At 61.0% G+C, this 15,376-nt stretch carries 12 protein-coding genes; 10 read left to right on the top strand and 2 right to left on the bottom strand.

Features of this window, described 5'->3' with window-relative positions; all coding sequences use genetic code 11:
* Window position 1: 1 nt before the first annotated feature.
* The 10 genes from AC3IUF_RS03570 to AC3IUF_RS03615 are packed head-to-tail and all read left to right on the top strand — an operon-like array spanning window position 2 to window position 14,112.
* Entirely contained in the window at window positions 2–1,276 is a 1,275-nt protein-coding gene (locus tag AC3IUF_RS03570) for a beta-ketoacyl-[acyl-carrier-protein] synthase family protein (RefSeq protein WP_123375820.1), read from the top strand.
* Between the two features lies 1 nt (window position 1,277).
* The gene (locus tag AC3IUF_RS03575; protein WP_414915675.1) at window positions 1,278–2,336 is read left to right on the top strand and encodes a beta-ketoacyl synthase; all 1,059 of its coding nucleotides are present in this window, start codon (window positions 1,278–1,280) and stop codon (window positions 2,334–2,336) included.
* Window positions 2,333–3,628 carry a beta-ketoacyl-[acyl-carrier-protein] synthase family protein gene (locus AC3IUF_RS03580; protein WP_007911603.1) on the top strand — a complete coding sequence of 432 codons (1,296 nt, stop codon included), beginning with the start codon at window positions 2,333–2,335 and terminating at the stop codon, window positions 3,626–3,628. Before AC3IUF_RS03575 ends, AC3IUF_RS03580 begins: the two co-directional genes overlap by 4 nt.
* Window positions 3,625–4,833, top strand: coding sequence for a beta-ketoacyl synthase N-terminal-like domain-containing protein (locus AC3IUF_RS03585; protein WP_489280382.1), 1,209 nt, complete (start codon window positions 3,625–3,627; stop codon window positions 4,831–4,833). Before AC3IUF_RS03580 ends, AC3IUF_RS03585 begins: the two co-directional genes overlap by 4 nt.
* A gap of 54 nt (window positions 4,834–4,887) precedes the next feature.
* Window positions 4,888–7,758, top strand: coding sequence for an aminotransferase class III-fold pyridoxal phosphate-dependent enzyme (locus AC3IUF_RS03590; protein ID WP_463542351.1), 2,871 nt, complete (start codon window positions 4,888–4,890; stop codon window positions 7,756–7,758).
* A 9-nt stretch (window positions 7,759–7,767) separates the two neighbouring features.
* A complete protein-coding gene (locus AC3IUF_RS03595; RefSeq protein WP_489280385.1) occupies window positions 7,768–8,505 on the top strand; it encodes a 3-oxoacyl-ACP reductase family protein in 738 nt (245 codons plus the stop codon).
* The gene (locus AC3IUF_RS03600) at window positions 8,502–9,266 is read left to right on the top strand and encodes an SDR family NAD(P)-dependent oxidoreductase (RefSeq protein WP_077570926.1); all 765 of its coding nucleotides are present in this window, start codon (window positions 8,502–8,504) and stop codon (window positions 9,264–9,266) included. Before AC3IUF_RS03595 ends, AC3IUF_RS03600 begins: the two co-directional genes overlap by 4 nt.
* 2 nt (window positions 9,267–9,268) lie before the next feature.
* A complete protein-coding gene (locus AC3IUF_RS03605) occupies window positions 9,269–10,567 on the top strand; it encodes a DUF1302 family protein (protein WP_463542352.1) in 1,299 nt (432 codons plus the stop codon).
* 59 nt (window positions 10,568–10,626) lie between these two features.
* Window positions 10,627–11,463: an outer membrane lipoprotein-sorting protein gene (locus AC3IUF_RS03610; RefSeq protein WP_123375816.1), complete on the top strand. Its 837-nt coding sequence runs from the start codon at window positions 10,627–10,629 to the stop codon at window positions 11,461–11,463.
* Window positions 11,464–11,496: 33 nt separating this feature from the next.
* Entirely contained in the window at window positions 11,497–14,112 is a 2,616-nt protein-coding gene (locus AC3IUF_RS03615) for an efflux RND transporter permease subunit (protein ID WP_489280388.1), read from the top strand.
* Between the two features lie 69 nt (window positions 14,113–14,181).
* On the opposite strand, the gene AC3IUF_RS03620 is transcribed toward AC3IUF_RS03615, so the two are convergent.
* Window positions 14,182–14,592, bottom strand: coding sequence for a MerR family transcriptional regulator (locus tag AC3IUF_RS03620; protein ID WP_034154373.1), 411 nt, complete (start codon window positions 14,590–14,592; stop codon window positions 14,182–14,184).
* Window positions 14,593–14,792: 200 nt separating this feature from the next.
* The gene (locus tag AC3IUF_RS03625) at window positions 14,793–15,368 is read right to left on the bottom strand and encodes an NAD(P)H-dependent oxidoreductase (protein WP_007911589.1); all 576 of its coding nucleotides are present in this window, start codon (window positions 15,366–15,368) and stop codon (window positions 14,793–14,795) included.
* Window positions 15,369–15,376 lie beyond the last annotated feature (8 nt).

Consider the following 15,376-nt stretch of genomic DNA (forward strand, 5'->3'; position numbering starts at 1 on the left):
CATGCGGGCACGAGAAGTCTATGTGAGCGGGTTCGGTCTGGTGGCGCCCATGGCGCTGGACGCTGCCACGTTGTTCGAGCGGATTTGCCGGAAGCAATCCTGTGTCCGCGAACATCCCCGGTTCAAGGCGCTGGGATTCAACAACAGCGCAGCCGGATTTATCGACGATACGCAGTGGCAGCGGATCGGCGCCGGTTTCGGCGGCAACGCGGCGCTGCACCCACGGCAAAGTGTGCTGGCCGAATACGTTGCCCGGCAGGCGCTGGAGCATGCCGGTCTGACGCCGGCAGACTTTGCCCACAGTCGCAGCGGTCTGTTCCTGGGCGCCAACAAATACTGTGCCGACAGCCACGACCTGCAGCGGCTCAGCCGTTGCATGGACGAGGCCGGCCGCGTCGACCTCGACCGTCTGCTGGACAGTCCGGCAGCGTCCAGCGTGCCCTTCATCCGGCGCGTCGATCAACAGACGCAACACCTGGCCGATCGGCTCGGCATCCGCGATCACATCTCGACCCATTCCGATGCCTGTGCCGCCGGCACCATGGCCATCGGCAGTGCTTACCGGGCCATTGAGCGCGGCGAGATCGATCTGGCTATCTGCGGCGCCGTCGAACTGATGGCCAATGAATTGCCTTATTACATGTTCAACAGCCTCGGCGCGCTCTGTCAGGCCGACTTGCCGGCGAGCGAACAGAGCCGCCCGTTCATGCCTGACCGTAGCGGTTTTGTCCTCAGCGAAGGCTCGGCGATGCTCATTCTCGAATCCGCTGAACACGCGCAGCGGCGCAAGGCCGCGCCACTGGGCCGGGTGTTGGGTTACGCGAATGTCTGCGAGGCGCAGAAAATGACCTCCAGCAGCCGCGATGGCAGTAAATACGAGGAATGCATGGAAGCAGCAATCGAGGACGCCGGGCTGCTGCGCAGCGCCGTGCAACACGTCAACACCCACGGCACCTCCACGCAGGCCAATGACAGTTGTGAAGCGTTGGCGCTACAGCGTCTGTTCGGCGGATGCCAGGACTTCATGACTTTCACCGCCAACAAGTCCGCCATCGGCCATTCACTGGCAGGCAGTGGTGCGATCGAAGCAGTGCTGTCGCTGATGAGCCTGCGTGACGGCGTGCTGTTGCCCACTCTGAATTACGCCCCCGAGCGTGCCGAATACCCTTCGCTGAAGTTCTTGAGCGAGCCGGTACGACAGCCGATCAGCGTGGTGATGTCCAACTCGTTCGGCTTCGGCGGCATCAATAGCTCGCTGATTCTGGGGAGGGCATGACATGAACCGAGCCATCTATCTCAATGCCGCTGCGGTGCTGAACGTGGCGGGCGGTGAATGTGCTGACTTGCTCGGCACGCCCTGCGCGGCGCAACCGCTGGCATTTGATGCACAGCGTCAGGCGTTTGCCTTGCCGACGCCGCGACTGGCCAGTGACCTGTTTGATCGCAAGATCCAGCGCAGTGTCGAACCGCAGGGCTTGCGCCTGTTGCATTGCGCCGCACGGCTGGCGCCAGCACTGGCGGCGCTGCAATTGCCTGCCTCACGCATTGCCCTGACAGCGGCCATTCCTGAAGTCGATGCGCCGAGCCCTTGCTGGGATGCGGTGCAGGCGATCATCGAACAGCCACACAAACAACTCAGCCAATTGTTGGCCAACACACCGCCCCTGCATGCGTTGACCCTGCTCAACAGCAGCGTCATGGCTTATGTCGCCGAAGCATTGAGTTGCCACGGGCCAATGGGCGGATTTTGTTCTCAGGACAACGCCGGACTGGATGCGCTGATCGAAGCCTGCCAGCAGATTGGCGAGCGGCATGCCGACGCCGCGTTGGTGGTCAGCAGCAGTCCGAACCTGACGCCGGCCCTGTACCTGCGCGAGCCCGATCAGGCGAGCGAACCGATTTTCGGTGAGGGCGCCGCGGCGCTGTTGCTGGCGTCGACACCTGCGCCGGGTGCGGCACACGCCGTGCGCATTGCCGGGTTTGCCCGTGGTTACAGCACCGATCCGCAACGCTCTGTGGTGGTGGGGCGGCGCGTGATCGACCAGGTCCTGAGTGTCGAGAAACTGCGAGTCGGCGACGTCGAGCATATCGTCGGCAATTGCGCTGACGGGCAAGTGATGAAGTTGCTCGAAGCTTTCCCGCGCGAGATTCGCAGCACCCGCACCATGACCGGTGAACTGGGCGCCAGCGGTTTGCTGACAGAAGTCGCACTGACACTGCACCTGAGCTGTGAAGTAGCGGCGACGCCGGGCTACACGTTGCTTGTCAGCCACACTCGCGCCGGTCACTGGGGCGCATTGCTATTGGCCAGTGAAACCATGGAGAAGCACGCATGAGTGCGACACGGATTGTGATCACCGGCATGGGCGCCGTCACCGGTTTCGGTTTCGAATGGCAGACCCTCTGGGAAAAAATGCTCGGCGCCGAACATTGCGTGCGGCCATGGCAGCCGGACGACGTGCAAGAGGCGTCGTTCGCGGTGCGCTACGCGGCACCGGTCGACATGCGCCTGTTGCCGGAAAAACTGCAAAGCCATCCGGCCTGGACGATGCCGCTGGAAAAGCGCAGTCGGTTTGGCTGGGTGGCTGCCACGCAGGCAGTCGGTGACAGCGGCTTGCAGCCAGAACAGTTGCGGGGCGCGGCGGTGCTGTGTGCCTCGGGAGCACCGCAGCACATGCTCGCTGACATGCTGCTGACCGAAGCCCCGAATGGCGGCACCCCGAGCTGGTCATACCTGATGTCACGGGCTGGGCAAGTGAATGCCGATGGCTCGCTGCGTCAGAGCAACGACCGTCTGGCGCGGGTAATCGCCGACGACCTGGGCTGTGAAGGGCCGGTGATCAACATCAGCAGTGCCTGTGCCGGCGCTTCACAAGCCATTGGCAACGCCTTTCAGATGATTCGTCGCGGAGAAGTCAGCGTTGCGCTGGCGGGTGGCGCCGACTCGGTGCTCAACCTCGACACCATGGCCGCGTTGTATCTGTTGGGTGCCGCGTCGGGCGAGCAACGCTGGGGCGCTGATCTGTGCCGTCCGTTCGATCGTGACCGCAGCGGTCTGATTGCCGGCGAGGGCGGTGGTTTCGTTGTGCTGGAAAGCCTCGAACATGCCTTGGCTCGTGGCGCCACGCCGTATGCCGAGGTGTTGGGTTTCGGCAGCAGTCTGGACGCCTACAAGGTCACCGCACCGCAACCCGAAGGACGTGGCGCGGCACTGGCGATGCAGGCCGCGCTCGACGACGCCGGGCTGCGCCCGCAGCAGATCGATCTGATCAATGCCCACGGCACCTCGACGCCGCTCAACGACGTTGCCGAAACCCTCGCGATCAAAAGTGTGTTCGCCGAGCACAAGCATTATCGAACCCTGGCCGTCAGCGCCAACAAATCACAGTTCGGTCACCTGATCGCGGCCGCTGGCGCACCGGAATGCATCGTCACCGCGTTGGCCTGCCTCAACGATCTGGTGACGCCTACGGTGAACCTGCATGACGCCGACGAACAGTGCGATCTGGATTACTGCGCCGGTCAGGCGGTCAGCCGCCGAGTGGATTACGCGCTGAGCAATTCCTTTGGTTTCGGTGGCCTCAATACCTCGCTGGCCCTTGGCAAATATCGGGAGCATGGACAATGACTGACGCCACTGGACGTGTCGCGATCGCCGGCAGCGGTTGTGTATTGCCCACCGGTTGGGGCGTGGAGGGTTTCTGGTCGGCGGCCCGCGAAGGACGTAGCGCGATCTCGCCTCTGAGCTCTTCGCTGTTCCACAGCGAGCGTGTCATTGCGTTCGGACACGTCGCTGATCGGGATCATCAACGTAGCCGTCAGGACGTTGCACAAAACCTCCAGCGTTACTGCCCGCCGGCGGTGATCTGGGGCGTCAGTGCGGTGCGCCAGGCGTTGGCAGAAGCCGGGCTTGAACCGGGTCGCGACAACGTGCGTTTTGGTCTGTATTGCTGCCAGGGCGGTTACACCCATCCCTCGCTCGCGTCTTACGGCGAACTGCTGCACGAATGTCAGACCGAGACCGGTGCCGACATGCAGCGTCTGGCCAAACGCGTGTTGCAGGAGCGCGCACTCGATCCATTCCTGGTGCTCAAGAGCCTGAGCAACGGTCTGCTCGGCGTCGTCAGTCTGGCCTTGAAGCTTGAGTGCGAATGCAACGCCTACATGCAGGGCGTGGCCGGCAATCTGGCGGCGCTGCGCGAAGCCTGCGCGGCGTTGCAGAGCGGTCGGATCGACGCGGCCATTGTGGTGGGCGCGGGCAGTGAACTGGATCCGCTGGCGCTCGCCGCACTGGCCGAGGCGGGGGTCATCAGCACCGAAGGATCGCCAAGCCTGCGTGCCTTTGATCGCCAGGGCAGTGGCGGCATTGCCGGCGAAGGTGCGGCGGCGCTGGTGTTGCGTCGCGCCGATGACCTGCCGGCAGGCCCGCAAACCTGCCTGACCGCACTGTTCGCACACTCGCGTCTGGATTCGCTGAACCTGCCGGACAAACAGGTGGATCTGCTGATCAGCAGCGCCACTGGCGAGCCGCAAAAAGATGCCGATCTGGCCCGCACGCTGGCACGAACCGGTGCCGCGCACATCACCAGCAGCACATCGCTGACCGGCATTCTGAGTGGTGCACCGAGTCTGGTTGATCTGATCTTCGCCCGGCAGGCCTTGCAGGCGCAAAGCATCCCGCCGGTCAGTGGCCTGGAGCAACCGCTGGATGCGCATCTGCCATTTGTCATGGCTGAGCCGCGCGATGCCGTGCTGCACGATTGCCTGGTGATCAACCGTGACGACAACGGCTTCAGTGCCGGTTACCACCTCGAATTTCACGCAGCCGACTGACCGTCGGCACGCAACGAAACGCAGCTGATTTTTTACTCAAGGGATAGAACTGTCATGGATTACCGCGATTACGTACGGCCGAAATTCGTTGAATTGATGCAGGCCCTGGGCCTCGAATGCCAGTTCCACAGAGCGCTGGGCAGCAAACTGTTTTACCGCGACCGGCAGGGCGAAGAGGTGACGGTCACTGACTTCCTCGGCGGTTACGGCGCCGCGCTGTATGGTCACAACGATCCGCAATTTGTCGATCAACTCGTCGACCTGTTGCGTGCCGATGTACCGTTCAACGCGCAGATGTCGGTGCGCGGTGCGGCGGGGCAGTTGGGGCGTGAACTCAGTGAAGCGTTCAACCGTGAGCTGAACAACAGCGAACGCTACATTTCGACCTTCTCCAACAGTGGCGCCGAGTCGGTGGAAATCGCCGTCAAGCACGCCGAATACCGCCGTCAGAAAAACCTGCAGAAGCAATTCGACGAGCGCGATTTCGCTCTCGCCAATCTGGTCGCCAGCGACAAGGCTTACGTCGAACTGGACATTGACGATCTCGATTTGCCCGCCGGTCTGTTGCCGCAGAATCTGTCCTGCGTCACCGTGCGCCAAGTGGCCGAAGCGGTGCGTCAGCACAACCTGGCGCAACTGCATGTTGAGCCGGTGTTCCTCGCTGTGCGCGGCAGCTTCCACGGCAAACTGGTCAACACCGTTCAACTGACGTACGGCAAGCAGTACCGCAAGCCGTTCGCCCGTTTCGGCCTCAACGTCGAGTTCATCGACCCGCAGCAGCCCCAGCAATTGCAAGAACTGCCGGCCCGTCACGTACGTCACTGGCTGAGCCTGGAATGGAACGGCGAAACCCTGCAAGTGCGCCGCGAAGCATTCAGCGCGATCACCGCGGTATTGCTGGAGCCGATTCAGGGCGAGGGCGGCATCAACGAGTTCGCCAATGAGTTCTATCTGGGCCTGCGGCGCCTGTGCAACGAGCAGCAATGCCCGCTGATCATCGACGAAGTGCAATCGGGTTTCGGCCGCACCGGCACTTTGCTGGGTGCCAGCCATTTCAACTTGCAGGGTGACTACTACTGCCTGTCGAAAGCGCTGGGCGGTGGCCTGATGAAGATTGCCGCGACGGTGATTCGCGCCAGCCACTACGAAAACGATTTCAGCTACATCCACAGTTCGACCTTTGCCGAAGATGATGCGTCCTGCCATATCGCCCTGTCGGCCCTGCGCCGTCTGTTCGAGAACGACAGCGCGATGCTCAGGGACGTGAACAAGAAAGGCGAATACCTCAAGGCTTCGCTGCTGGAACTCAAGGCGGCCTATCCGGACGTCATCGCCGACGTGCGTGGCCGTGGCTTGCTGCTCGGTTTCGAACTGCACGACCTGACCGGCACCAGTTCGTTGGTTCAGGCCTCGGCGCAGTACAACGATGCGCTGGGCTACATCATCGCCGGCTACTTGCTGCAATTCGAATCCCTGCGCGTGGCGCCGTCGGGCAGCAACGCCAATGTGATCCGACTGGAACCGCCGGTGTGCATCACCTTCGAAGAGATCGATGGACTGATCGCTTCCTTGCAGAAAGTCTGTGACATGCTGCGCCGCCGCGACGCCTTCCCGCTGGCCGCCGGTGTGTGCGCCGACAGCATCGCTGACGTGCCCGCGCGCGAGGTCAGCTTCAAGGAGAGCGAAACCCGCCCAAAGTCTGACGAGAACGTGCGTGTGGTGGCTCGCGTGGCGTTCATCAACCATTTGATTGATTCGGACATGCTCAGCGACGTCGATCCTTCACTGTCGACCCTGAGCGCTGAACAGAAACGCGAGTTCATCAAGCGCATGGCGCCCGAGCGCCGAGCCGCGCCGATCGGCCCGGTGCAGATTCGCTCGAAACTCGGCACTGCCGTGGAGTTCACCCTGTACCCGCTGTGCATGGATTCCGATGCCATGGCGGCGTACATCGCCAGCGGCGATCTGCAGACCATCCGCGAAGAAGTCGGCAATCGCATCAAGGATGCCCGCGCCGATGGCTACACCGTCGCCGGCCTGGGCATGTACACCTCGATCGTCACCAACAACTGCCAGGCGCTGCAGATTCCTGACATGGCGCTGACCTCCGGTAACGCACTGACCATCGGCATGGGCCTGGAAGCCATCGAGCAGGGCTGCAAGCAGCAAGGCCTGGAACTGAGCGAGCAGACCGCTGCGGTGGTCGGTGCGGCGGGCAATATTGCCTCGACCTACGCCTCACTGCTGTCGACCAGCGTCGAGCACCTGATCCTCATCGGCAGCGGCCGCGACGGTTCCCTGCGTCGTCTGGAAAAAACCGCTCACCAGATTTACGCCGAAGCCGCCCGCGCGATCCTCAAGGGTGTCGCCGAACACGATCGCCTCGCCCGTCGCCTGCAGCAAATTGATGGAATCGATGGGATCTTGCAGTCCCACGGCAGCAGTGCCGATCTGGGGCAGCGCGTGGCAAAACTGGTCGAGGAACGCCTGGGCGCGAACGCCTTTATCACCGTCAGCAACGATCTTGATGTGCTGAAACAGGCGCGCATCGTGCTCTGCGCGGCTAACGCACCGCAGCCGTTTCTTTTCGCCGAGCACTTCGCCGAAAACAGCGTGATCTGCGACATCGCCGTACCGCTGAACGTTGACCAGAACCTCGCCAGCCAACGCTCCGACGTGCTCTACATGCACGGCGGCATCGTGCAGACGCCGCTGGGCGATGGCCTGGTGAAAAACGTTCGGGCCTATCTCAAGCAAGGTCAGTTGTACGCGTGCATGGCCGAGTCGGTGCTGATGGGCCTGTCCGGTATGAAACAGCACTACTCCTACGGCGACATCAGCCGCGAGCAAGTGCAGCAGATTCGAGCACTGGCCGCGACCCACGGCTTCAGCCTCGCGCAATTCAAAACCGATAACTCGCTTTAAGGAACGGTCATGCCGAATAAAGTAGCAGTGGTGACCGGTGGCAGTCGTGGCATCGGTCGGGCGATTGTCCAGACCCTGGCCGGGGCGGGTTATCAGATCGCGTTCAGTTACGTACGCGATGAAGTCGCGGCGATGGCCTTGCGCGATGAGGTACAGGCGTCGGGGATCGATTGCCTGGCGTTGCAGTGCGATGTCAGCAGCGGCGACAGCATCAAGGCGTTTTTCGAGCGGGTCGATCATCATTTTCAGCGTATCGATCTGTTGGTCAATAACGCCGGCATCACCCGCGATGGTTTGCTGGCGACGATGTCAGCGCGCGACCTGGTCGAGGTGATCCAGACCAACCTGATCGGCACGATGCTGTGCTGTCAGCAGGTGGTGCCGGGCATGTTGCGCCAGCGTAGCGGTTGCATCGTCAACATCAGTTCGGTGGCGGCACAGAAGCCCGGCAAAGGCCAAAGCAACTATGCCGCTGCCAAGGGCGGGGTCGAATCCTTGACCCGTGCCTTGGCGGTGGAGCTGGCGCCGCGCAACATTCGCGTCAACGCGGTCGCCCCGGGCATCGTCAAGACCGAGATGAGTACGGCGCTGATCGGCAGTCAGGAAGAAGAAATCCAGTCGCGTCTACTGATCAAACGCTACGCCGAACCGGAGGAAATTGCCGAAGCGGTGCTGTACCTCGCCGATCGCGGTTTGTACCTGACCGGGGAGGTCCTGTCGGTCAACGGCGGGTTGAAAATGCCATGAGCCGGACCATTCTGATCACCGGTGCGGCCAAAGGCATCGGCCGCGCGGTTGCCGAGAACTTTGCCGCCGACGCCGACAATCGCTTGATCCTGCTGGATCTCGATCTGGCCGAACTGCAGCGCTGGGTCGACGAGCGACAGGAGCAGATCAAGGCGCGGGTCGAAACCCATGCGGCGAACATTGCCGACCTGCCGGCCATGCAAGCGTTCTTTAAAACCCTCGGATCGCAAGTCGAATACGTCGATGTGCTGGTCAACAGCGCCGGCATCTGCAACGAGAACGAGCCGGAAGACCTGCACAACTGGCACAAGGTGATTTCGGTCAACCTCAACGGCACGTTCTACGTGACCTCGCTGTGTCTGGCGCTGATGCCGGACCGTGGGCGAATCATCAACATGTCGTCGATCCTCGGCCGTGCCGGCAAGGTGCGCAACACCGCGTATTGCGCCTCCAAGCACGGCATCGTCGGCATGACCAAGGCGCTGGCGCTGGATCTCGCTTCGCGGCAGATCACCGTCAACGCGATTCTGCCGGCGTGGATCGATACGCCGATGTTGCAGGGTGAGTTGGCGACGCAAGCGGCGATTGCCGGGTTGACCCAGGAGCAGATCGTGCGCAACGCGAAGAAGAAACTGCCGATGCGCCGTTTCATCCAGAGCGAAGAAGTGGCGGCGATGGTGCGTTACCTGGCCAGCCCCGAGGCTGGCGGGGTCACCGCGCAGAGTCTGGTGATCGATGGCGGTGTCGGGTTGGGAATGTAGCGATGCCTCGATTTCACAACAGTCACATCGTGGGTGCGGTGTGGGCGTGCATGGCTGCACCCGGCGCGATGGCCGAATTGACCGTCGCTGATCTCAAGCCCGATTACGCCGACGGTGAAGTCGGCGTGGCCACGGCCGTGCGTCTGCACGGTGACGATCAGGTCACGCAGAAAGCCGTGTATTTCAAGGCCAATCTGGAAGACAACTGGGAGGGTGGTTACTACAAGGCCAAGGGCCGCGTGCGTTATGACGCGCGCTATGACGGCAACAATCCGTACAGCGAGCGGGCGCGGGACAAGTACCGTTTCGACGCCGATTGGCGGCACCTCTACGTCGGCCATTCGCTGGGTGACGGAGAGGTGACGGTGGGCTGGCAGCAAGTGGTCTGGGGCCGCGCGGATGAATTGCGCGTGCTCGATCAGATCAACCCGCTGGACTATCGCGATGGCCTGACGCCGCTGCTCGAAGACAGCCGCATCGCCGTGCCCATGGTGCGTTTTGCGCAACCGGTGGGCGAGTGGGAACTGGAGGCGCTGTGGATCACTGACTTCGTGAAAAACCGGGCGCCGGTAGAGGGCAGTGAATTTGCCGCGCCACTGTTTGCTACGCCGGACCCGCAGTATTTCCTGCTCGATTCCAAACCCGGCTATGACGGCGACAAGGGCTATTCCTATGGCTTGAGCGCCAATGGCCGGATCGGCGCGGTGGACACCAGTTTTGTTGCCTTGAGCGCGCGTCAGCAGGACCCGGTGTACGCGGTCGAAGGCCTCGCCGACGACGGCCGCACGCGGCTGGAACGGCAGTTTCCCCGATACACCATGGGCGGTGCCGGGCTGGCGATCGACGCCGGGCACAGCATCGTGGTGCGCAGCGAGGTGGCGTATTTCGACAACTGGCGAGTGACCAATCCGACCCGCGCCTACGGTGCCGACAGCACGCCGATGGTCAAGTCGCTGCTGGGTGTCGACTACCTGTTGCGCGACTGGCTGATCTCCGCGCAGTGGCAGGAGCAGGTGTTGCTCGACTGGCAGGACGGCATGTTGCAGGACAAACACGAACCGCTGTTCACCCTGTCAGCCGAAGGCACTCATTGGCAGGACCGCCTCAAGAGTCGTCTGGTGGTCGCTGGCTCACCGCCGTTTCAGGACGACGCCTTGTTGCAAGGCATCTTCACCTACAAGCCGGTCGACTACATCAAGCTCGGCCTGGAAGTGGACGTGTTCTTCGGCAAGCCCGAGAAGACTTTCGGCGAGTACAGCAAGCGCGACCAAGTGCGGCTGTCGGCCGGTTATCTGTTCTGACCCATCACGCCTGCCGCTCTTGCGCGCAGGTGCATTCATCCAACGAAAAGGAAGTTGTCATGTTGCCGTTTTTGAAAAGTCTGACCGCCGCCGCATTGATCCTCGGTAGCGCCTGCGCCAATGCCGCCGAGGCCGGCAATGCCGATGAGATCATCCGTCAGGTACGCGATCGCAATGACGGGAACAGCTTCATGTCCCAGGTTTCGCTGATCCTGCATGACAAAAAAGGCAATACCCGCGTTCGCGAGTTCACCTACCTGCAAAAGGATTACCCGGACAGCGACAAGTTCAGCATGTACTTTTCCGCACCGACTGACGTGCGTGACGTTGCCTTCCACATCGAAAACCCGCACGAAACCCTCGGCCTGGAAGACAGCCAGTGGATGTACCTGCCGGTCAGCCGCCAGACCCGCCGCATCTCCACCACCGACAAGCGTGGCTCGTTCATGGGCAGTGAGTATTCGTACGCCGATCTGGACAAGATTCGCGTCAAGGACTACTCGCAGAAACTCGTCGGCGAAGAACAGATCAAGGGCCGCGACTGCTACGTGATCGAGCGCGAACCCGCCTCCCCCGAAGTGCTGGCCAAGACCGGTTACAACAAGCTGAAGGTGTGGATCGACAAGCAGAATTTCCTGGTCATGCGTCAGGACTTCTTCGACGTCAAAGGTGTGCTGATCAAGCAGATGCGCACGCAGAAAGTCGCGACCATCGATTCGATCGACAGCATTGTGCTCAGTGAAACCGAGCACTTCATCGACGGCACGCGTTCGGAAATGCGCTTCAACCAGTTGCAATACAACGTTTCTCTGGAAGACCGCCTCTTCACCCAGACCGCCATCAAACGCGGGCTGAAAACCGGTGATCTGCCGGACTTTGCCGTGTCTGCCCGCTAAGCGCCGACCCCGACGACCTGGAACCGCATGATCATGGAAAGATATCTGAATTTCGTCGAGCGCTATGCGCGGGCGATTGTTTTCCTGCTGGTGGCAATTACGGCGTATTTCACTTATACGCTGGGCGCGCTGGTGTCCGACACCAACCCCTACCTGCTCAAGGAAAGCCACCCGGCGCGCAAGACCATCATCGATTTACAGGGTGAGTTCACCGGCACGTTCGACTCGGTGATGGTGGCGCTGAACAACCCGCAAACGGTGTTCAACAAATCAACACTCAACGCGTTGTTTTCGATGTCGCAGTCGGTGCGCAAGATGATCCTGGCCAACGATGCCGACAAGGAGCAGTTGGCGCAGATCGTCGCCCGGCATCCAGACGACAGCCGTGCGCAGTTGTTGACCCGGGACATTCTCGAGGGTGGTTTTTCGCAGAACGATTACGCCAACGCCAAGGCATTGCGTGATCATGCTCAGAGCCAGAACTGGGATTCCCACGATCAGCTGTTCCTGACCTTTCTCGCCGAACGGATCAATCCGATTCGCGAAATGGCCTCGATGGGCGATCTGGAAAACATCGTCCTGACCGACGACGGCGAACTGTTGATCCACAAAACCCTGAATGCCTATGACATGGACCCGGCGCTGGTCGAGTCGCAGATCATGGGTAACGAGTTGATGGTCGACGGGGTGGTGTCCAAAGACAAGAAAGTTGCGATGCTGGTGGCCGAACTCGGCACCAAGCAGGACGACGCTCAGGCGCAACTGCGGGCTTATCAGATCGTGCGCGGCATCGTCGCGCAGTATCAGGCCGAGCACCCGGAGTACAAGGACGAAATCTTCATTGCCGGCATGCCGATCTTCATCGCCGCGCAGCAGGAAATCATCGATCACGACTTGGCCGTGTTGTTCCCGATCGTGTTTCTGCTGATTACCTTGCTGCTGATTTTCTTCTTCCGCAAACCGCTGGGCGTGCTGCTGCCGCTGTTCAACATTCTGTTCTGCACCATCTGGACCTTGGGCCTGATGGCGCTGTTGCGGGTGCCGTTCGACCTGCTGACCAGTGTGCTGCCGGTGTTCCTGTTCACTATTTGCTGCTCCGATGCGATCCACGTGATGGCTGAATATTACGAGCAGAAAAACGCCGGCAAGAGCAATCGCGAGGCCAACCGCGAAACCCAGCGCTTGATGGTGGTGCCGGTGGTGTTGACGACCGTGACGACCATCGCCACGTTCATGATTTCCACCACCAACAACATTGTCAGCATCCGCAATTTCGGCGTGTTCATGTCGATCGGCCTGACCGCGGCGCTGATCATTTCGCTGTTGCTGATTCCGGCGTGGATCTCGATCTGGGGCAAGGATCAGCCGCAGCAGGCCAAGGCTGAGGTGCACAAGGAATCGATCATCTCGCGGTATCTGGTCGCGTTCTGTGCCTGGATGATCCGCTTTCGCAAACCGATCCTGATGGTCATGCTGCCGCTGCTGGCGCTGGCCACCGTGTTCACCTTCCGCGTCGATATCGAAGACTCCGGCATTGCTTACTTCAAGCCTGAGAGCCACATTCGTGTGTCCGATCAGTTCATCAACCACGCCAAAGTGGCGGGCACGGCGCCGGGCTGGATCGCGATCGACAGCAAAGAACCACGCGGCGTGCTGACCACCGAAGTGGTGCAGTTCATCGACAAGCTCGACCACTTCATCAAGCAGCAACCGAACGTCAGTTACGGCTACTCGCTGGCCACCTACGTCAAGCGCATGAACCTGGTGCTCAACGACATGAACCCGGAGTATCTGCGGGTGCCGAATGCCGTGGAGAAAGTGACATCAGTCAATGAAGACGGGCAGGTCGAGCGTTTTGAGGTGCCGGGCAATTCGCTGATCGAGCAGCATGTGATGTTGTTCGAAAACGGTGGCGGTTCGGACCTGAACAACGTGCTCAACGCCGATTTCTCCAAGGCCTTGACCCTGTACACCATGACCTCGTCGGTCGCCAGCGACTATCAGGGCATGCTCGATCGCCTCGATGCCTGGTTGCTGGTGAACAAACCGGCGAACCTGGAGGTGACCCACGCGGGCACGCCGTTGATCTGGACGGGCGTTCTGCAGGAAATCACTCAGGGCCAGGTGCTGAGTTTTTCCCTGGCTTTGCTGGTCGTCACGCTGATGATGATGTACTGGCTCAAATCGGTGCGCCTCGGGGTGCTCGGCATGCTGACCTTGCTGACCACGTCGGTGACGGTCTACGGCTTCATGTTCCTGTTCGGTATCGAGCTGAACATCGGCACGACGCTGGTGACGTTCCTGGTGGTCGGGGTGGTGGATTACGCGGTGCACCTGCTGTCGCGGATCAAGTTGCTGGTGCAGCAAGGCATTGAAATCGACGCGGCCATTTTGCAGGCGATGCACAGCGTCGGTCGTTCGACGGTGATCAACGTGGTGATCTTCTCCGTGGGTTTCATGGCGCTGCTGTTTTCCGACTTCAAGCCGATTGTCGATCTCGGCGCACTGGTGGCGATGGCGCTGTTTTCCAGCGGGGTCATGACCATTGTCCTGGTGACACTGGTATCGCCGTGGTTCTTTGCGGCGATTGCGCCGGTGCATGCGCCGGCCCCAGCACTGCGCACAGAGGGGGAGCCGGTGCCGGGCTGATTTGCCAACGCACGGTCGCGCCTGCCCTGAGACGGCAGGCGAGTCTGGTCATGCGGCGCAGAAGGGTTTTCAGTTCAGTGTATTGACCGGGTTTTTTTCGCCATAACGGGCGATGCGTTCGAACTGACATTCCTGGCGGGCGTCGTTGAGGTTGTGTTCAAACGCCTCGAGGCCATCATGCAATTGCTGCAAATCGCCGATCTGGGTTACCAGTTCGGCTTTTTTTTCGGCGATGGCTCTTTGTGCCATGTCCCACGGGAATTCGTCGCCGCGGTAGTTGTTGAGGATCACCTGCAGCTCTTTGAGCTTGAAGCCCAGTTGCTGGGCGCACTTGATGAACGTCAACACTTCGACACTTTGCTGGCTGTAGATGCGGTATTTGCCTTCACGCTTGGGCTCGGGCAACAGGCCGATTTCTTCGTAATGGCGAATGCTTTTGACTGTGGTGCCCGACAGCTGGGCGGCTTTGCCGATATACATAAAGGTCCGTCTCGATGGTCAAACATAGCTAGCGCGATCAGGCGTCATGCCGGATCGGCGGCGATTATATGTCCAATACCATCTGAAAATTGCAACTGCGCGTAAATGACGTGCACAGGCGACGGACGGGCGCGTGAAGGGGAGCCCGAAGAGGCACTGACGGCGGCTTGTGCGCCGTCAGCTGAGGCGGCTGGAAAGCCTTAGACGGCGGCGGTCACGCGCGCCTGTTCCAGCCAGGCATCGCGCTGGTTTGGCTTGGAGCCGAGGATCGGCCCGAAGGTCAGCGTCTTCAGTGGCTTGATGCCGCAGAATTCCAGCGTGGTCTTGCGCATCTGATGCAGCCCGGGCATGCCATAAATCCATTTGTAGTACCAGTACGGCGTGTCCATGGTCACCAGCAAATGCGCGGTGCGGCCCTTGAGCAGCTTGTCGGGGAAGGCTTTGCCTTCGCGGTATTTGAAGGCGAAACCCGGCAGGAAAATCCGGTCGACGAAGCCTTTCAAGAGTGCCGGAATCCCGCCCCACCAGATCGGATAGACAAATGTCAGGTGCTCGGCCCAGGTGATATCGGCCTGCGCTTGCAGCAGGTCCGGCTCCAGTGGCTGCACCTTGTTGTAGCCTTCGTGCAGGACCGGGTCGAACTCCAGCGCATCCAGACGCAGCAACCGCACGTCATGCCCGGCGTCTTTGGCGGCCTGAACATAGGTTTCACTCAATGCCCCGCAAAAGCTGTCGGTGGAGGGGTGACCCAGTATCACGAGCATTCGTTTGCTCATTGTGTGTA

It is taken from the genome of Pseudomonas sp. KH_040 (assembly GCF_057839305.1).